At 60.2% G+C, this 18,130-nt stretch carries 13 protein-coding genes; 10 read left to right on the top strand and 3 right to left on the bottom strand.

Annotated elements, in window-relative coordinates; genetic code table 11:
- The first annotated feature begins 104 nt into the window (after positions 1–104).
- The 4 genes from M9827_RS23140 to M9827_RS23125 all read left to right on the top strand — a co-directional run bounded on the left by M9827_RS23140 (position 105) and on the right by M9827_RS23125 (position 5,209).
- Complete coding sequence (locus M9827_RS23140; RefSeq protein WP_116031011.1) at positions 105–1,064, top strand: tRNA dihydrouridine synthase; 960 nt, start codon at positions 105–107, stop codon at positions 1,062–1,064.
- A gap of 121 nt (positions 1,065–1,185) precedes the next feature.
- Positions 1,186–1,632, top strand: a complete 447-nt coding sequence (locus M9827_RS23135; protein WP_007913433.1) for an Hsp20 family protein — start codon at positions 1,186–1,188, stop codon at positions 1,630–1,632.
- A 188-nt stretch (positions 1,633–1,820) separates the two neighbouring features.
- The gene (locus M9827_RS23130) at positions 1,821–2,516 is read left to right on the top strand and encodes a DUF1266 domain-containing protein (protein ID WP_250607304.1); all 696 of its coding nucleotides are present in this window, start codon (positions 1,821–1,823) and stop codon (positions 2,514–2,516) included.
- Positions 2,513–5,209 carry a DUF805 domain-containing protein gene (locus M9827_RS23125; RefSeq protein WP_250607303.1) on the top strand — a complete coding sequence of 899 codons (2,697 nt, stop codon included), beginning with the start codon at positions 2,513–2,515 and terminating at the stop codon, positions 5,207–5,209. Before M9827_RS23130 ends, M9827_RS23125 begins: the two co-directional genes overlap by 4 nt.
- On the opposite strand, the gene M9827_RS23120 is transcribed toward M9827_RS23125, so the two are convergent.
- From M9827_RS23120 to M9827_RS23110, 3 genes are all read right to left on the bottom strand, one after another.
- Positions 5,206–6,897: a molecular chaperone HscC gene (locus M9827_RS23120; protein WP_250607300.1), complete on the bottom strand. Its 1,692-nt coding sequence runs from the start codon at positions 6,895–6,897 to the stop codon at positions 5,206–5,208. The two genes, M9827_RS23125 and M9827_RS23120, sit on opposite strands and share 4 nt — an antisense overlap.
- An 86-nt stretch (positions 6,898–6,983) precedes the next feature.
- Entirely contained in the window at positions 6,984–10,262 is a 3,279-nt protein-coding gene (locus M9827_RS23115) for a sensor domain-containing protein (protein WP_250607298.1), read from the bottom strand.
- Between the two features lie 74 nt (positions 10,263–10,336).
- Positions 10,337–11,221 carry a LysR family transcriptional regulator gene (locus M9827_RS23110; protein ID WP_250607296.1) on the bottom strand — a complete coding sequence of 295 codons (885 nt, stop codon included), beginning with the start codon at positions 11,219–11,221 and terminating at the stop codon, positions 10,337–10,339.
- A 140-nt stretch (positions 11,222–11,361) separates the two neighbouring features.
- On the opposite strand from M9827_RS23110, the gene leuC reads away from it, so the two are divergent.
- The 6 genes from leuC to M9827_RS23080 all read left to right on the top strand — a co-directional run bounded on the left by leuC (position 11,362) and on the right by M9827_RS23080 (position 17,968).
- Positions 11,362–12,780 (top strand): 3-isopropylmalate dehydratase large subunit, encoded by a 1,419-nt coding sequence (leuC, locus tag M9827_RS23105; RefSeq protein ID WP_250607294.1) that lies wholly within the window; start codon positions 11,362–11,364, stop codon positions 12,778–12,780.
- 11 nt (positions 12,781–12,791) lie between these two features.
- Positions 12,792–13,436, top strand: coding sequence for a 3-isopropylmalate dehydratase small subunit (gene leuD / locus M9827_RS23100; protein ID WP_250607291.1), 645 nt, complete (start codon positions 12,792–12,794; stop codon positions 13,434–13,436).
- 161 nt (positions 13,437–13,597) lie between these two features.
- Positions 13,598–14,365: a class I SAM-dependent methyltransferase gene (locus tag M9827_RS23095; RefSeq protein WP_250607289.1), complete on the top strand. Its 768-nt coding sequence runs from the start codon at positions 13,598–13,600 to the stop codon at positions 14,363–14,365.
- Between the two features lie 54 nt (positions 14,366–14,419).
- On the top strand, positions 14,420–15,502 hold the full coding sequence (gene leuB, locus M9827_RS23090; RefSeq protein WP_250607287.1) for a 3-isopropylmalate dehydrogenase: 1,083 nt from the start codon (positions 14,420–14,422) through the stop codon (positions 15,500–15,502).
- A 66-nt stretch (positions 15,503–15,568) separates the two neighbouring features.
- The gene (gene asd, locus M9827_RS23085; protein WP_064116811.1) at positions 15,569–16,681 is read left to right on the top strand and encodes an aspartate-semialdehyde dehydrogenase; all 1,113 of its coding nucleotides are present in this window, start codon (positions 15,569–15,571) and stop codon (positions 16,679–16,681) included.
- A gap of 276 nt (positions 16,682–16,957) precedes the next feature.
- Positions 16,958–17,968: an aspartate-semialdehyde dehydrogenase gene (locus M9827_RS23080; RefSeq protein ID WP_250607284.1), complete on the top strand. Its 1,011-nt coding sequence runs from the start codon at positions 16,958–16,960 to the stop codon at positions 17,966–17,968.
- Positions 17,969–18,130: the final 162 nt, after the last annotated feature.

Below are 18,130 nucleotides of genomic sequence, written 5' to 3'. Positions count from 1 at the left end.
CAAGATCAAAAGATCGCAGCCTTCGGCAGCTCCTACAAGGGATCTGCGGATTTGTGCGATATCCAGTAAACTGCCGCACGTTTTTCTTCAAGTAGTGTTTTCCCATGCAAATTGCTCTGGCGCCCATGGAGGGGTTGGTTGACGACATTCTCCGCGACGTGCTGACCCGCGTTGGTGGCATCGACTGGTGCGTGACCGAATTCATTCGGGTGAATGACCAGTTACTCACGCCGGCCTATTTCCACAAGTTCGGCCCGGAGCTGCTCAACGGTGCCCGCACGGCCTCCGGTGTGCCATTGCGCGTGCAATTGCTCGGTTCTGATCCTGTGTGCCTGGCGGAGAACGCTGCACTGGCCTGCGAACTCGGTTCTGAGGTGATCGACCTCAACTTCGGCTGCCCGGCCAAGACCGTCAACAAATCCCGTGGCGGCGCGGTGCTGCTCAAGGAGCCGGAGCTGCTCAACCAGATCGTTGAGCATGTCCGTCGCGCTGTGCCGGCACATATTCCCGTGACCGCAAAAATGCGCCTGGGCTTCGACAGCCCGGACGGCTCGCTGGTCTGCGCCACGGCGTTGGCCGAAGGCGGCGCCGAGCACATCGTGGTTCATGCGCGAACCAAAATGGACGGCTACAAACCGCCGGCGCATTGGGAGTGGATTCCGCGTGTACAAGACGTGGTCAAAGTCCCGGTGTTCGCCAACGGCGATATCTGGAGCGTCGAAGACTGGCGGCGTTGCCGCGAAATCAGTGGCGTAGAAGACATCATGCTCGGTCGCGGCCTGGTCTCGCGCCCGGATCTGGCCAAACAAATCGCTGCCGCCCGCGCCGGTGAAGAGGTGGTCGAGATGACCTGGGCCGAGCTGATGCCGCTGATTCAGGACTTCTGGCTGCAAGCCAAAGCGCAGATGACTGCACGTCAGTCGCCGGGCCGTTTGAAGCAATGGTTGGCCATGCTGACGCGCAATTATCCCGAGGCGACCGAGCTGTTTACCGTACTGCGGCGCGAGACGGAGCCGGATCATGTCTCGCGTCTGCTCGGTCTGCCAGTGGCTGAAGCGGCCTGAAAAAAATCTGCAAATAATCTCTTGAAATCATTTCAGCGGTCCCTATCTAAGGGGTACGCGATGCCGAATTCGGGTCGCGGAGTCAAAAAACCTTGCTGATTGTTTTCAGGAGATTTGAACCATGAGTACTGCATTTTCCCTCGCGCCACTGTTCCGTTCCTCGGTAGGTTTCGACCGTTTCAACGACCTGTTCGAAACCGCCCTGCGCAACGAGCCAGGCAGCAGCTACCCACCTTACAACGTCGAAAAGCACGGTGATGACCAATACCGCATTGTCGTAGCGGCAGCCGGTTTCCAGGAAGAAGACCTGGAACTGCAAGTCGAGAAAGGTGTGCTGACCATCAGTGGCGGCAAGCGTGATGCCAACGAAGGCGTGACCTTCCTGCACCAGGGCATCGCCCAACGTGCTTTCAAGCTGTCCTTCCGCCTGGCCGATCACATCGAGATCAAGGCTGCGGATCTGAGCAACGGTCTGCTGAGCATCGACCTGCTGCGGGTGATCCCGGAAGAGGCGAAAGCCAAACGCATCCCGATCAACGGGACGCAGAAGCCGGCGTTGCAGCACTGAGTCATGTGCCGCAACACAATCGTCTGAACAGACGATGAGCCGCTGAATGAAGGCCCCGATACGTCGGGGCCTTTTTTGTGCGCGCAAGAAAACCGCTGTTCGACTTTGCCGCTGGCGGTGGTTTCTCTACAATCCGCGGCAGTTTTGCCGACCCCCATTCCTCACCGGTCGGCCTGGAGCCTTTTTTCATGGACGATATTCAACAGCGCTGGCTGTGCGCTTTGTCTGCGCCAATGGCGGCAATCAATACCGGTGCCAGCTACGACGACCCCGCGTTCTGCGACGATCGCTACATCGATCTGCAAGACAGCTGGGGTATCGATGACCGTGGGCAGTTGTTCGACATGCTCGAACGGATGACTGACGACGGCCATGCCAAACACCTCAGCGCGGCCTATCTGGCGTGGCAGCGTTGCCTGCCGAGTGAATGGCAGGCTTTGCTTGACGATCTCCCGGCTCGTGAACGCATCCTGCATGAATTTGCCAGTCGCACCTTCGGCAGTTGCGGGCCGGGCGGGATATTGTCCTGGGACTATGGCCGCATGGGCTTTCTCTTGCGTTGCGCCGTGCGCAATCAGTGGATTGACCTGGATGAGAGCAACTGGCTGCACAGTCGTTTGGCCCTCAGAGCGCAATTTCACTACGGTAGCTGGATGGCTTACTTCGATGGCTTTGTCGTGGGCCGAACCTTTTGGTCGTGCCTGAGCGCCAGTGACGATGAGCTGGCGCGCGAACTGGATCGCCAAGGGGCCAACGCCCTTAACGTGCGGATTGCCCGTGGCCTTGCCGAGAACATCCCTCGGTTTCTGGCTGATTTGCCATGGCACCTGGAAATTGATCCGCCGCCACGTCCGGCATCGCTCAAGGAGTTCGACTGGTCATGAGTTGCTGGATTCGCCTGGGCATCGAGCCTACCACTGACGAAAGCCTGATTCGCGATGCCTACCGCGCACGCTTGCCGGCGCACCACCCGGAGACTGATCCGCAAGGGTTTCAGGCGCTGCGCATGGCCTACGAAAATGCTCTGCGTCTGGCGCGTGAGGAAGAGGAAGAAGAGCCCGAACCAACGCTCGAAGCCTCAGAGCACAAGGACGTTGAAGTCCCTCAGGCGTTCTTGGATTTCTGTGAACTGCTGGATGATCCCGCTCGCCGCTTCAATTTTGCCGCGTGGCAGGCATTTGTCCGGAGTCTGGATGAACTGCCGCTGGAGGTGCTCGATGACCTCAGTTGGGGGCTGTACCACCGACTGGCTGACGCCGGTCCGTTGTCGTACCGCTGCGCGAATCTGTTAGCCAAACGCATGGCCTGGGATCAACAGTTGCTGGATCTGGAGTACGACGACGCCCGTCAGGTGGGATTCTTTCTCCAGCGAATCGAAACGCCTGACCCGTTCGATACGGATCTGATGAGCACATGGTCAGAGGCAGCACAGACCGAATCGCTGTGGTACGCCCGTAGTCTCGACTTCATCTTCACCCAGCGTCCACTCCATGAGTTCGCCGAGTTCGCCACTCGACACACCTGCCTGCCGTTGCCGGATGATGCCGCGTTTCTCAAACGGGTGCTGGTGCAGTTCACTCAGGCGGGAATCGGCGTGCCGATATTTTTGCAGTGCTGCGTCGAACAGCAACTTGCAGCGCCGGATGACGTCGACTGGCTTTATCTGCTGGCGTGTCAGAGCAGTCTGCTCGGGCGCGACGATCAGGCATTGCCTTGCTGGATCCGGCTGTGGAACGAACATCGTCATCCAATGGCGGAAAGTCGCCTGCTGGAGTTGTGTGCCAAGCGGCAGTCGACTTTTCTACCTCTGCTGATTCAGGCATTTGATCGCCTCGAGGACTGCTCTGACTGGTCGGAGGATCTCGGCGATGACGGCCAGGTGTATGGCAGCCCGTCACAACATCCCGAGACGCTGAACCGTTGGCTGGGTGTCGCAAGATTAGCGCTTGATAGCCTCGCGCAAAGCTTTGTCGATTGGCGTATGACGGGTGATGAACTGCCATTGCTCGCGCAGCTGCTGGGCGAGAACGCCGACAGCCGACTGTTGCATCTGTACCGGCACGCCTGGGCACTGCACCGGGGTGATTCGGCTTTGCTGCAGCAGATTCTGGATGCACCGTTGCCGGTCGATGCTCTCGAAAACCTGGTGATGAGCGGATTCAAATACCAGGCCGAGCAACACTTGCGCTGGTTGAGCAGGGCTCCGATTGCACTGGCCATGCGCGCTTTCAGTGACGCGAATTCAAGCTCGCGGCCATTGCCGCAGGTGCTGACGCAAGGTGAGCCGCACAAGGTCTGTCGGTTATGGTTGCGCCGCTTGCGGCCCTACAACGATGCTGCGCTGGAGCGAATCGCAGAAGCCTTCAAGCTGGGTGCGGTCAAAGACGACTGTGACTTGTCCGAACTCGACTTGATGCTCCAGTTGAGCCGTCGCGGTATACAGTTGCCGCCGGTCGGGCTGGGGGAGGCGACGTGGGAGTGGCATGCCCAGACGTTGTTTTTGCTGGCGTTGCTGGAACAACCCGAACGCTGGTTACACATGATTGATGCGCAGTCCCTGGAGCGTCTGGCATTCAATCCGGCCCATCCTTTGAGTCGTCTGCAGCCTCTGTTGCGGCGCTTGCAGCGTGAACAAGGCCATTGCGACGGTTTGCTGGGATGGCTGCAAGGCCATGATCCGGTGCACGGTTTGTTGGTGCAGCAATTGTTCAGCGTTCAACAGGCACTCGACAGCGCGCGATTGCCTGCCAATACCCTGCTTTACACCTGCCTCGAAAGCGATCGTGCTGCATGCGGCGACGATTTGCTGGGGTTGATGATGTTCTGGGGCGTGCTCTATCACGACCCGAGCCTGAGTGCTGAGCAGCATCGCGCATTGCTGCAGTCAATCGCGGCGATCAGTTGTGAAGACGATTGGTTCGAAGGCTTTCGCGACGGCTTGATCAAGGGCGAACCGGTGTGGCCGCCGCGCAAAGTGCTGACGGATTTTGGTGTCGACAAATTGCTGGCGTACGAGGCGCTGGATACGCTCAAGGGCTTGGTTCGTTATGGGGCTGCTGGCGTGCCGAAAACCCGAGTCTTGCGGCAGTTGCAGCAGGGCAAGGACGACGCGCAGAACGGCATCGGCCTGCGATTGGCGCTGTGCGCCTTGCTGTCCTGGTCGGAGCGTTTGCTGCTGGCGAGAAGCGATGTTCAGCCGGTACCGGCGAGAGCGATCTGGCGTCTCGGCTCGCGGTTGGGGCGCAAGGCTTTTATCGGCCAGGTGCTGGGGTGTTTGGTGATTACACCGGTGGCAGGGCTGCTCACGGGCACCACGGGCGCTGGCATGCTGGTCTTGTTGCTGGACGTGCTGTTGGTGTTCGGCGCCATTCTTCGTCGATTGCACGACATGGGCCGGGGCATTCCCACGCTGCTGATTTTCATGGCGCTGACGCCGGTTTTGCCATTTTTGCCATTGGTGCTGTTCGGATTGCCCGGTGACAAGTTGCCCAACCGCTATGGTGTGCCGCCGGACAGCGGCGATAGCGAGATGCTGTCCGGCGGCCTGCAAGCTGCCTTGCGGCGGCTCAACGGTTAGAGGCGCAGTTGATCCAGCGCCTTGTTCAGCTCTGCGCGATGGCTGGCAATCGCCGAGGGTTGCTGGCCGGCGAGCACGGTAGTGAAGTTGTGCAGCCATTCGGCAATGTGCTCGCGTTGCGTGCCGAGGCTTTGCATCCATGCCCGCTCCAAACGGGCGAGCAGTGTGCGGTTGGGCAGCGCATCGCGTGGATGGACTTTCAGAGTGGACAGGCGGTTATGGCTGTCGCGACGCGCTTGCTCGTCCAGACCGGTGGGGCTGCGATCGATGCTGTGACTGTGGCGTTCACCGGTTTCGAGCAGGGTGACGTCGACTTCGAGCAAACCGTTGATGTCATAGCTGAAGCGTACGTCCAGCTCCTGGATGTGCTCAGTGGGCGTCAACGTGACATCGAAAGCATCAATCAGAATGTTGTCGCACACCCACGGCCGTTCACCCTGATAGACGGCGATGCGCAGCACTGTTTGCTTGGGTTGGGTGGTGTAATAGCGCTCCACCCTTGAGGTCGGGATGATGGTGTTGCGTTCGATGATCGGCGAGAAAGCACCTTTGATGTCTTCGCCACGCATGGTCGCAATCCCCAGCGTGTACGGGCAGACATCCGTCAGAATCAACTCTTCAACCGCCCCGTCACGCGCTTTGCACGCCGCTTGCGTCGCCGCGCCCAACGCCACAATGGTATCCGGATCAAGATGCCGGTAAGGCAGGCGCCCGAACAGCGTGGCGACCATTTGCTGCACCGCCGGCATGCGCGTGGCGCCGCCGACCAGTACCAGGCTGTCGAGGTCGCGCGGCTTGAGGCGGGCATCGCGCAGGGCTTGTTCGATCGGTGCGCGCAAACGGGCCAGCAGCGGCTCCCAGATTCTTACTGCGGCGGCTTCGTCCAGCGACCATTCGAACGTCTTGTCACCATGGCGCCAGCTCAGTGGCTGAACACCTTCAGCGAGTTTGCATTTCAGTTGCTCCAGCGCATCGCCGAGAGTTGCCATGCTTTGCGCATCGACCATGGCCGGGGTCAGTTGCCAGTGTTTCAAGCAGGCCTGCAATAGCGCAGCGGTGAAGTCTTCGCCGCCGAGAAAGTTGTCGCCGGTGGAGGCGTGCACTTCGATCAGTGGCAAAGCGTATTCCAGCACCGTGACATCGAAGGTGCCGCCGCCCAGATCGAAGATCAGCGTGCGTTCGAATTTCTGTTCATGCAGCCCGTAAGCCATGGCGGCAGCGGTCGGCTCGTTGATCAGACGTGTCACCGAGAGCCCGGCCAGTTCGGCGGCAAACAGCGTGCGTTTGCGTTGTTCGTCGCTGAAATACGCCGGCACGGAAATTACCGCTTCCGAAACGCTATGGCCGAGAAAGGCTTCGGCGTCCTGCTTGAGTGCGCCGAGCACCAGCGCCGACAACTCTTCCGGGCTGAACTGACGAGCACCGAGCTGGACTTGTTTATCGCTGCCCATGAAGCGCTTGAATGCTGCGGCGGTGCGATCCGGGTGCGTGGTCAGGCGGGCGCGGGCGGCTTTGCCGACCAGAATGGTGTCGTCTTCATCGAGGCTGACCACCGACGGCGTCAGCACATCGCCCAGGGCGTTGGGAATCAGTCGGGCCTGACCGTCCTGCCAGACGGCGATCAGGCTGTTGGTGGTGCCAAGGTCGATGCCCAGCAGAGCCGGGCGGGGGAGGGTTGCATCCTGCATGACAGATCTCGAAACGGCGCAAAAACCGCGACCCTACAGGTTGGCGCAAAGCGTGGCAATTGCGCTTCTGTTGCAACGTGCACCGGTTATGGCAGGAGCTTTTTCAGATCCTCCAGCGCAACCGGTCGACTGTGCAGATAGCCTTGATACAAATGACAGCCCAACCCTTGCAGAAACGCCAGTTGTTCCGGGGTTTCCACGCCCTCGGCAATCACCTCCAGCTCAAGGCTGCGCGCCATGGCGACGATCGCGCGGATGATCTCGGCATCGTTCGGGTCGGTCGTCGCATCACGGATAAACGACTGATCGATTTTCAGCGTGTCCACCGGCAGACGCTTGAGGTAAGTCAGCGACGAATAACCGGTGCCGAAATCATCCATGGCAAAGCTCACGCCGAGCTTTTTCAGGCGGCGCATTTTGCTGATGGTGTCTTCCAGATTCTGGATGACGATGCCTTCGGTGATCTCCAGTTTCAGCAGCGAGCAGGGCAGACCATGGCTGCTCATGCTGTGTTCGATGCGCTCGACGAAATCGTTCTGGCGGAACTGGCGCGGGCTGATGTTCACGCACAGGCTGAACTTCAGCGGGTCGACCAGTTTCAGGGCGATCAGTTGTTTGAACGCATTGCAGGCTTCGTCGAGGATCCAGGTGCCGACTTCGAGAATCAGGCCGCTGTCTTCCAGCACCTTGATGAACTCGGTGGGTGACTGCGCGCCCAGCTCCGGGTGATTCCAGCGCACCAGGGCTTCGGCGCCGATGATTCTGTTGTCGCGGGCGTCGACCTGCGGCTGAAAGTGCATGTTGAACTCACCGCGCGACAGCGCCAGGCGCAAGTCGGTCTCCATGCGCAGCCGTTCGCTGGCGGCTTTCTGCATGGTGTTGTGATACATCTGCGTGGTGTTGCGCCCGGAATCCTTGGCCCGGTACAGGGCAATGTCGGCGCGTTTGAGCAGGTCGGTCGGCGTCGAGCCGTGATCGGGGATCAACGCCACGCCGATGCTCGGGGTCACTTGCAGACGCTGGCCGTCGAGGAACATCGGCTCCGAGAGTAATTCGCGCAAGGTGTCGGCGAGCGAACGTACTTGCGCGCTGACCTCATTGCGCGAGCCTTCGAGGCCGCTGAGCAGCACCACGAACTCGTCACCACCGAGGCGCGCGACCGTGTCTTCCATGCGCACACTGGCTTCGAGCCGCGCCGTGATGATTTTCAGCACCGTGTCGCCGACCGGGTGGCCAAGGGAATCGTTGATGTGCTTGAAGTGATCGAGATCGAGAAACAGCAAAGCGCCGCGCAGGTTGTGGCGCTTGAGCAGGGCGATCTGCTGGCTCAGGCGATCCATCAGCAAGGCGCGATTGGGCAGGTTGGTCAGCGGGTCGTGATAAGCCAGATGCCGAATCTGTGCTTCGGCGTTTTTCAGCAGGCTGACGTCCCGCGCGGTCAGCAGCAGGCACGCGGTTTCATTGAGGGTGATCGGTTCGACCGACACTTCCACCGTCAGCAACTCACCGCGTTTGTTGCGTCCGAGCATTTCCTGATGGTGCACGCGGCCCTTGATCTGCAATTCGGCAAGTAACGCCGAGCGCTGTTTTTCCTCGGCCCAGATGCCCACCTGATACACGGTTTTGCCTACGACTTCTTCGGCGCGATAACCAGTGAGGCGGCAGAAACCGTCGTTGACCTCCAGATAACGCCCGGTGTCGCGCTCGGTGATGGTGATCGCGTCGGGGCTGGAGTGAAACGCTTTGGCGAATTTCTCTTCACTGGCTTTCAGCGCCGCTTCCGAGCGCTGCTGCTGGGTGATATCGCGCAGGGTGGTGACGATGCAGGGCTGATCGCCGACGCTGATTTGCCGGCTGGAAATGACGCAAGTCAGCGACTGCCCGTCCTTGTGCTGGACGATGATCGCGACATTGCTCAAGCCCTGTTCGCGGATGACCCGTTCAATGCGTTGCAGGCTTTTCGCCGATGCGTCCCACAGGCCGATTTCTTCGGCGGTGTGACCGATGACGTCAGCGGCGCTCCAGCCGAACGTCTGGGTAAAGCTGTTATTGATTTCAATGAACTCGCCGCTGTCCTGGCGGGTGACGCAAATCGGGTCCGGGCTGACCTGGAACAGCGTGGCGAACTTCTCTTCCGAAGCCACCAACCGTTGCTCGCGCTCGACCTGGTCGGTGATGTCCAGCAAGGTGCCGGCCATGCGCAGCGGGGCGCCGTTGTCGTCACGGTAGAGGCGGGCGCGGCTTTCCAGATAGCGTGAGCTGCCGTCCGGCAATTGCACGCGATAGGTCAATTGATAGTTGCCCGCCGGGCCTTCGCGCAGGCTGCGGTAGGCATCGCGCATGCTGTCGCGTTCCTCACCGGGCACGCCCTCGAAAAACTCTTCGAACGATTCATGAAACGGTTTCGGTTCCAGCCCGTGCAATTGCGCCGCCCGGGCGGAGCCGTAAAGCATGCCGCTGGGGATGTGCCAGTCCCAGGTGCCGAGCTGCGCTGAATCCAGCGCCAGATCGAGGCGTTCCTGGCTGTCCTTCAAGGCGAGTTCAGCGGCTTTGCGTTCGGTGGTGTCGAGGAACGTGCTGAGCAGATACGGCTGGCCTTCGAGTTCGACTTTCTGCGCACTTAGAATACCGTCGTGGATCTGCCCGTTGCTGGCGCGAAACTGCACTTCCATGGCGATCAGCTCGCCTTTGGCTTTGGTCTTTTTCACCAGCTCTGTGCGTTGCTCGGGGTGTACCCACAAGCCCAGCTCCAGCGTGGTGCGGCCGATAGCGCTCTGTACCGGCCAGCCAAACAGGCTTTCAAAATACTGATTGGCCTCGCTGATGAGGCCGTCTTCCTGCCGGGTCAGCAAGACCATGTTCGGGCACAGATGAAAAAGTGTCGCGAAACGTTTCTCCGAACTGCTCAGGGCCTGCTCGCGCTGGCGCTGGTGGGTGATTTCACGAATCACCCCGATCATTCGGGGGCGGCCGTTTTTATCCGGCAGCAGACTGCCGCTGATCTCCAGCCAATGCAGGCTGCCGTCGGGCCAGCGGATGCGGTGGTGCATCGCTTGTTCCAGCGGCGCGCCGGCAATTACGGCGTGAAAAGCGCGAACGGTCTTGGCCCGGTCTTCCGGGGGTAACAGATCGAGATATTCCAGATCTTGCGGCAGTGGTTGCCGTGGATCGAAACCGAACAACGCCTGGGTGCCACGCGACCAACTGATCTGCCCGCGCTCGATGTCCCAATACCAGGCGCCGAGCCGCGCGCCGTTGAGCGCGGCCAGCAATTGCGGCGCGCTCTCCCAGCTCTGCTCGGAATGTCGCGGGTCAATCGCCTGAATACGCGGCATCGGCGGAATTCGGTCAACAGATTTCGGCATCGTGGACAGGCCTTGAGCTGATGGTGGCGTTAGGCACAGGGGCGGCGGCTCTATAGGAGTAGCACAAGTTGGCCTCAAGTCCCTGGCAGATCGATTTGTGCATCCAACAGGGCCATGAAGGCTCTTGCCGCATTCGAGAGTGTCCGTTCGGTGTGCAGGATATAGCCTAGCTGGCGAGTGAGCTGTATGCCCGGCAAAGCGATGCTCGCCACTTGATCGTCGAGCATGGTGCGCGGCAAAACGCTCCAGGCCAGGCCGATCGAGACCATCATCTTGATGGTTTCCAGGTAGTTGGTGCTCATGGCGATGTTCGGCGTCAGGCCCTGGGCTTCGAATAGACGTTGGACAATGTGATGCGTGAAGGTGTTGCCCCCGGGGAACACTGCCGGATGACCGGCAATGTCCGCCAGATTGACGGGGCCATTGCCGATCAGCGAATGCTCCGGGGCGACCACGAAATCCAGCGGGTCGTCCCAGACCGGCGTGGCTTTGACCAGTGCGTGAGGCTCCGGCGCCAGGGTGATGACCGCCAGTTCGGCGCGGCCATGGAGAATTTCTTCGTAGGCCACTTCCGAATCGAGGAACTGAATATCCAGCGCAACCTGTGGGTAGCGGCGGGTGAATTCCCTTAACAGCGGCGGCAAACGGTGCAACCCGATGTGGTGACTGGTGGCCAGGGTCAGGCGCCCGCTGACTTCACCCGTCAGGTTGGTCAGGGCGCGGCGGGTGTCGTCCAGCACGTTGAGAATCTGGTAAGCACGCGGCAGCAGGGCCCGGCCGGCCTCGGTCAGGCCGACTTCACGGCCCAGTCGGTCGAACAGACGCACCTTCAATTGCTGCTCCAGCCCGGCGATGCGTTTGCTGATCGCCGGCTGTGTCAGGTGCAAGCGTTCGCCGGCGCCGGAGAAGCTGCCGGTCTCGGCAATCGCGATAAAGGCGTTGAGGTTGGCCAGATCCATGTTCGTATTCCAGTTGGTTATCCAAAGCATAAAAAATATGAATTTGAGTTATTTAATCTAACCCCATAGGATCGGCCTCACAAGCCAAAGGGTTATTGATAAGCCCAGGGCATAGAAACAAGCTGATGAGGAACCGTCTGATGGCCGGCAAAACGCTCTACGACAAGCTCTGGGATTCGCATTTGGTCAAACAGCGCGACGATGGCTCGGCGCTGATCTATATCGATCGTCACATCATCCACGAAGTGACTTCGCCGCAAGCCTTCGAAGGCCTGCGTCTGGCCGGGCGCAAGCCATGGCGCATCGATGCCAACATCGCGACCCCGGACCACAACGTACCGACGACTCCAGAGCGCAAGGGCGGCATCGCAGCCATTGCCGATCAGGTCTCGCGTTTGCAGGTTCAGACCCTCGATGACAACTGTGATGAATACGGCATCGTCGAGTTCAAGATGAACGACGTTCGCCAAGGCATCGTCCACGTGATCAGCCCGGAGCAGGGCGCGACCTTGCCGGGCATGACCGTGGTCTGCGGCGACTCGCACACCTCGACCCACGGCGCGTTCGGCGCCTTGGCGCACGGTATCGGCACCTCCGAGGTCGAGCATGTGCTCGCCACCCAGTGCCTGGTCGCGAAGAAAATGAAGAACATGCTGGTGCGCGTTGAAGGGCAATTGCCGTTCGGCGTGACGGCCAAGGACATCGTCCTCGCGGTGATCGGCAAGATCGGCACCGCTGGCGGTAACGGCCACGCCATCGAATTCGCCGGCAGCGCGATCCGCGACTTGTCCGTCGAAGGCCGCATGACCATCTGCAATATGTCCATCGAAGCCGGCGCCCGCGTAGGTCTGGTGGCAGCGGATCAGAAGACCGTCGATTACGTGAAGGGCCGTCCTTTTGCACCGAAAGGCGCCGAATGGGACATGGCCGTCGAGGCCTGGAAAGACCTGGTCTCCGACGCCGATGCCAAGTTCGACACCGTGGTTGAGCTGGACGCTGCGCAGATCAAGCCGCAAGTCAGCTGGGGCACTTCTCCAGAAATGGTTTTGGCCGTTGACCAAAACGTGCCGGACCCGGCCAAAGAAATGGATCTGGTCAAGCGCGACTCGATCGTCCGTGCCTTGAAATACATGGGTTTGACCGCCAATCAGGCGATCACCGACATTCAACTGGATCGCGTGTTTATCGGTTCCTGCACCAACTCGCGGATCGAAGATTTGCGCGCTGCTGCCGTGATCGCCAAGGGTCGCAAAGTTGCTTCGACCATCAAGCAAGCGATCGTGGTGCCGGGCTCGGGTCTGGTGAAAGCACAGGCGGAGGCCGAAGGTCTCGACAAGATCTTCCTCGAAGCCGGTTTTGAATGGCGTGAGCCGGGCTGCTCGATGTGCCTGGCGATGAACCCGGACCGTTTGGAGTCCGGCGAGCATTGCGCCTCGACCTCCAACCGTAACTTCGAAGGCCGTCAGGGCGCCGGTGGCCGTACCCACCTCGTCAGCCCGGCCATGGCGGCTGCGGCAGCGGTGAACGGTCGCTTCGTCGACGTCCGTGAATTGATTTAAAGGAGCGCAGCATGAAAGCTTTTACCCAGCACACTGGTCTTGTCGCGCCTCTGGATCGTGCCAACGTCGACACTGACCAGATCATTCCGAAGCAGTTTTTGAAGTCGATCAAGCGCACCGGTTTCGGTCCGAACCTGTTCGACGAATGGCGTTATCTGGATGTTGGTCAGCCGTATCAGGACAACTCCAAGCGTCCGCTGAACAAGGACTTCGTCCTCAACGCCGAGCGTTATCAAGGCGCCAGCGTGTTGCTCGCCCGCGAAAACTTCGGTTGCGGCTCCAGCCGTGAACACGCGCCGTGGGCGCTGGAAGAATACGGTTTCCGCAGCATCATCGCGCCGAGCTATGCCGACATCTTCTTCAACAACAGCTTCAAGAACGGCTTGCTGCCGATCATTTTGAGCGACGCTGAAGTCGATGAGTTGTTCAAGCAGGTCGAGGCTGAGCCGGGTTATCAACTGCAGGTCGATCTGCAGGCGCAGACCGTGACCCGTCCGGATGGCAAGGTGTACAGCTTTGAGATCGACGCGTTTCGCAAGCATTGCCTGTTGAACGGTCTGGACGATATCGGTTTGACCTTGCAGGACGGCGACGCGATTGCGGCGTTTGAGGCCAAACATCGTGTGAGCCAGCCGTGGTTGTTCCGCGACGCGTGATTGATTCGAGATTGATGTAGTCAGGGCCGGCCCCATCGCTGGCAAGTCAGCTCCCACAGGGATTTGCGGTGTTCACAAAATCTGTGGGAGCTGCGGTGCGACGATTCGACTTGCCAGCGATGAGGCCGGAACAAGCACCACAAGATTCAAGGAAAGATCCCATGACCAGTACCGCCCAGCACACCCAGGTCGTACAAAAGCAATTCGGCGAACAGGCCGCCGCCTACCTGAGCAGCGCCGTTCACGCTCAAGGCACCGAGTTCGCACTGCTACAGGCTGAACTGGCAGGGCAGGGCAGCGCCCGAGTGCTGGATTTGGGTTGCGGCGCCGGTCACGTCAGTTTCCACGTCGCACCGCTGGTCGGGGAAGTGGTCGCCTACGATCTGTCGCAGCAGATGCTCGACGTGGTCGCCGCCGCTGCCGTTGATCGCGGGATGAGCAACATTGCCACGGTCAACGGCGCCGCCGAGCGCTTGCCGTTTGCCGATGGCGAGTTCGACTTCGTGTTCAGCCGGTATTCGGCGCACCATTGGAGCGATCTGGGTGTGGCCCTGCGCGAAGTGCGCCGGGTACTGAAACCGGGTGGTGTGGCGGCGTTCGTTGATGTGTTGTCACCGGGCAGTCCGTTGTTCGACACTTACCTGCAAAGCGTCGAAGTGCTGCGCGACACCAGCCATGTGCGCGATTATTCCGCCGCCGAGTGGTTGCGGCAGGTCAGCGAGGCCGGTTTGCATGTGCGCAGTACCACGCGTCAGCGCCTGCGTCTGGAGTACACCAGTTGGGTTGAACGCATGCGCACGCCTGAAGTGATGCGCGCAGCGATCCGCCAGTTGCAGCAGTCGATGGGCAATGAAGTGCGCGAATATTTTGAGATTGATGCTGACGGCTCGTTCAGTACCGATGTGATCGTGCTGATGGCCGAGCGATAAGAATTTTTCCGGGCGTGCCGGTAAAGGCGCACCGATTGAAGACACGAGGAAAGCATGAGCAAGCAGATTCTGATTCTCCCAGGTGATGGTATTGGTCCGGAAATCATGGCCGAAGCGGTCAAGGTGCTGGAGCTGTCCAACGACAAGTACAGCCTGGGCTTCGAGCTGAGCCATGACGTGATCGGTGGCGCCGCCATCGACAAGCACGGCGTGCCATTGGCCGATGAAACCCTCGATCGTGCTCGCGCAGCCGACGCTGTGCTGTTGGGCGCGGTGGGCGGCCCGAAATGGGACACCATCGAGCGTGACATCCGCCCGGAGCGCGGTCTGCTGAAAATCCGTGCGCAACTTGGCCTGTTCGGCAATCTGCGTCCGGCGATCCTGTACCCGCAACTGGCCGACGCTTCGAGCCTGAAGCCGGAAATCGTTGCAGGCCTGGACATCCTGATCGTCCGTGAGCTGACCGGCGGCATCTACTTCGGCGCGCCACGCGGCACCCGTACTCTGGAAAACGGCGAGCGTCAGTCCTACGACACGCTGCCGTACAGCGAGAGCGAAATCCGCCGCATCGCCCGTGTCGGTTTCGACATGGCCATGGTCCGTGGCAAGAAGCTCTGCTCGGTGGACAAGGCCAACGTCCTGGCGTCCAGCCAACTGTGGCGTGAAGTGGTCGAGCAAGTGGCCAAGGACTATCCAGAAGTCGAACTGAGCCACATGTACGTCGACAACGCCGCCATGCAACTGGTGCGCGCGCCGAAGCAGTTCGACGTGATCGTCACCGACAATATGTTCGGCGACATCCTCTCCGACGAAGCGTCGATGCTCACCGGCTCCATCGGCATGCTGCCGTCGGCCTCGCTGGATTCCAACAACAAGGGCATGTACGAGCCTTGCCACGGTTCCGCGCCGGACATCGCTGGCAAAGGCATTGCCAACCCGTTGGCGACCATTCTGTCGGTGTCGATGATGCTGCGTTACAGCTTCAATCTGCATGACGCGGCCGATGCCATTGAAAAAGCCGTCAGCGTTGTCCTTGATCAAGGGTTGCGCACAGGCGACATCTATTCGGCCGGTTGCACCAAAGTCGGTACGCAGGAAATGGGCGACGCAGTAGTCGCCGCGCTGCGGAATCTGTAATCTCTCGGGCCCGCTGCGAAATTCAATACAAAGCAGCGGCCCACTTTTCAAGAAGGTGTAGTTGCGATGAAACGTGTAGGTCTGATCGGTTGGCGCGGGATGGTCGGTTCCGTGCTCATGCAGCGGATGCTGGAAGAGCAGGATTTCGATCTAATCGAGCCGGTGTTTTTCACCACGTCCAACGTCGGTGGCCAAGGCCCGTCCGTGGGCAAGGACATTGCTCCGCTCAAGGATGCTTACAGCATTGACGAGCTGAAGACCCTCGACGTGATTCTGACCTGCCAGGGTGGCGACTACACCAGCGAAGTGTTCCCGAAGCTGCGCGAAGCCGGCTGGCAGGGTTACTGGATCGACGCGGCGTCCAGCCTGCGCATGAACGATGACGCGGTCATCATTCTCGATCCGGTCAATCGCAAGGTCATCGACCAGCAGCTCGACGCGGGCACCAAGAACTACATCGGCGGCAACTGCACTGTCAGCCTGATGCTGATGGGCCTGGGCGGTCTGTTCGAAGCAGGTCTGGTCGAGTGGATGAGCGCCATGACCTATCAGGCGGCCTCCGGTGCCGGCGCGCAGAACATGCGTGAACTGATCAAGCAAATGGGCGCGACCCACGCCGCTGTCGCCGATCAACTGGCCGATCCGGCCAGCGCGATCCTCGACATCGACCGTCGCGTGGCCGACGCCATGCGCAGCGACGCGTACCCGACCGAAAACTTCGGCGTACCGCTGGCCGGCAGCCTGATCCCGTGGATCGACAAGGAACTGCCGAACGGCCAGAGCCGCGAAGAGTGGAAGGCCCAGGCCGAGACCAACAAGATCCTCGGTCGCTTCAAGAGCCCGATCCCGGTCGACGGCATCTGCGTACGCATCGGCGCCATGCGTTGCCACAGCCAGGCGCTGACCATCAAGCTGAACAAAGACGTGCCGATCGCCGATATCGAAGGGCTGATCAGCCAGCACAACCCTTGGGTCAAACTGGTGCCGAACCAGCGTGAAATCAGCATGCAGGAGCTGAGCCCGACCAAGGTCACCGGCACCCTGAACGTGCCTGTTGGCCGTCTGCGCAAGCTGAACATGGGTTCGCAGTTCGTTGGTGCGTTCACCGTCGGCGACCAACTGCTGTGGGGAGCGGCCGAACCGCTGCGTCGCATGCTGCGGATTTTGCTTGAGCGTTGATCGTTTGAAGCAATGAAAGAACCCGTGCCTTGAAAGGGGTGCGGGTTTTTTTATGCCTGTGGTTTCTCGGGTGTTTGGACTGGCCCCATCGCTGGCAAGCCAGCTCCCACAGGGATTTGTGGAGTACATAAAATCTGTGAATCGCAACGCCCATTGTGGGAGCTGGCTTGCCAGCGATGAGGTCGGTGCAGGCGCCGCAAATCCTCGGCAGAAATTGCCTGCATGGCAGTCACCCGGTAAAGTGCCGCTCCCCCCGTTTCGCCAGAGGCTCGCACCATGACCCAGACCCTAGATATTGCCGTAATCGGCGCCACCGGTACTGTCGGCGAAACCCTCGTACAGATTCTCGAAGAGCGTGATTTCCCGGTCGGCAACCTGCACCTGCTGGCGAGCAGCGAATCCGCCGGCAGCTCGGTGCTGTTCCGCAACAAGAACGTGCGCGTACGCGAAGTCGACGAGTTCGATTTCAGCAAGGTCAAACTGGTGTTCTTCGCCGCCGGCCCGGCGATCACCCTGAGCTATGCCGCCCGTGCCCAGGCCGCCGGTTGCTCGCTGATCGACCTGTCCGGTGCCTTGCCGGCCGATCAAGCGCCGCAAGTGGTACCGGAAGCCAACGCCAAAGTGCTCGACGGATTGAAAGCGCCGTTTCAGGTCAGCAGCCCAAGCCCGTCGGCCACTTCGCTGGCGGTGGTGCTGGCGCCGCTGCTTGATCTGATCGACCTGCAATATGTCAACGTCACCGCCAATCTGGCGGTTTCCGCCCAAGGTCGTGAAGCCGTCACCGAGCTCGCACGGCAGACCGCCGAGCTGCTGAACATGCGCCCGTTGGAACCGACGTTCTTTGATCGGCAGATGGCCTTCAACCTGTTGGCTCAGGTCGGCACGCCTGACGCGCAGGGCCACACACTGCTGGAAAAACGTCTGGTGCGCGAGTTGCGCCAGGTGCTGGCTTTGCCTTTATTGAAGATTTCCGCAACTTGCGTTCAAGCCCCGGTGTTTTTTGGCGATAGCTTTAGCGTGACCTTGCAGTCAACTAAGCCTGTCGACCTGATAAAGGTCAACGCCGCACTCGAAGATGCGCCGGGTATCGAACTGGTCGAGGCCGGTGACTACCCGACTGCGGTCGGTGACGCGGTGGGGCAGGATGTGGTCTATGTCGGTCGTGTGCGCAGCGGTGTCGACGACCCGGCGGAACTTAATCTGTGGCTGACGTCAGATAACGTACGCAAAGGCGCGGCCCTTAACGCTGTGCAGGTGGCTGAATTGTTGATAAAAGACCTGCTGTAAAAGATACTTGGCAACAATTTGTCGACTGATTCTAGGTGAGCGCTATGCTTGCCCAGATCGCTTGATAACGTGTCACCCTCCGGGACTTTCCGGGGCATCAAAGAAATGATCGCGCGCGACATCTGTCGTCGTCGCGCGCAATGCCTTACGGCAGCGGTATTC

Origin of the sequence: Pseudomonas sp. AKS31 (assembly GCF_023634765.1) — a bacterium.
In the GTDB taxonomy this organism is placed as follows: domain Bacteria; phylum Pseudomonadota; class Gammaproteobacteria; order Pseudomonadales; family Pseudomonadaceae; genus Aquipseudomonas.
Note: the sequence above shows the minus strand (reverse complement) of the source record. Positions and strands in the feature narration are given on the sequence as shown.

Coding starts and splice junctions, on each gene's coding strand:
- M9827_RS23135 (WP_007913433.1), top strand. CDS start 1,186: ATGAGTACTGCATTTTCCCTCGCGCCACTGTTCCGTTCCTCGGTAGGT.
- M9827_RS23120 (WP_250607300.1), bottom strand. CDS start 6,897: ATGCAGGATGCAACCCTCCCCCGCCCGGCTCTGCTGGGCATCGACCTT.
- leuD (WP_250607291.1), top strand. CDS start 12,792: ATGAAAGCTTTTACCCAGCACACTGGTCTTGTCGCGCCTCTGGATCGT.
- M9827_RS23110 (WP_250607296.1), bottom strand. CDS start 11,221: ATGGATCTGGCCAACCTCAACGCCTTTATCGCGATTGCCGAGACCGGC.
- M9827_RS23140 (WP_116031011.1), top strand. CDS start 105: ATGCAAATTGCTCTGGCGCCCATGGAGGGGTTGGTTGACGACATTCTC.
- M9827_RS23130 (WP_250607304.1), top strand. CDS start 1,821: ATGGACGATATTCAACAGCGCTGGCTGTGCGCTTTGTCTGCGCCAATG.
- leuC (WP_250607294.1), top strand. CDS start 11,362: ATGGCCGGCAAAACGCTCTACGACAAGCTCTGGGATTCGCATTTGGTC.
- M9827_RS23095 (WP_250607289.1), top strand. CDS start 13,598: ATGACCAGTACCGCCCAGCACACCCAGGTCGTACAAAAGCAATTCGGC.
- leuB (WP_250607287.1), top strand. CDS start 14,420: ATGAGCAAGCAGATTCTGATTCTCCCAGGTGATGGTATTGGTCCGGAA.
- M9827_RS23080 (WP_250607284.1), top strand. CDS start 16,958: ATGACCCAGACCCTAGATATTGCCGTAATCGGCGCCACCGGTACTGTC.
- asd (WP_064116811.1), top strand. CDS start 15,569: ATGAAACGTGTAGGTCTGATCGGTTGGCGCGGGATGGTCGGTTCCGTG.
- M9827_RS23125 (WP_250607303.1), top strand. CDS start 2,513: ATGAGTTGCTGGATTCGCCTGGGCATCGAGCCTACCACTGACGAAAGC.
- M9827_RS23115 (WP_250607298.1), bottom strand. CDS start 10,262: ATGCCGAAATCTGTTGACCGAATTCCGCCGATGCCGCGTATTCAGGCG.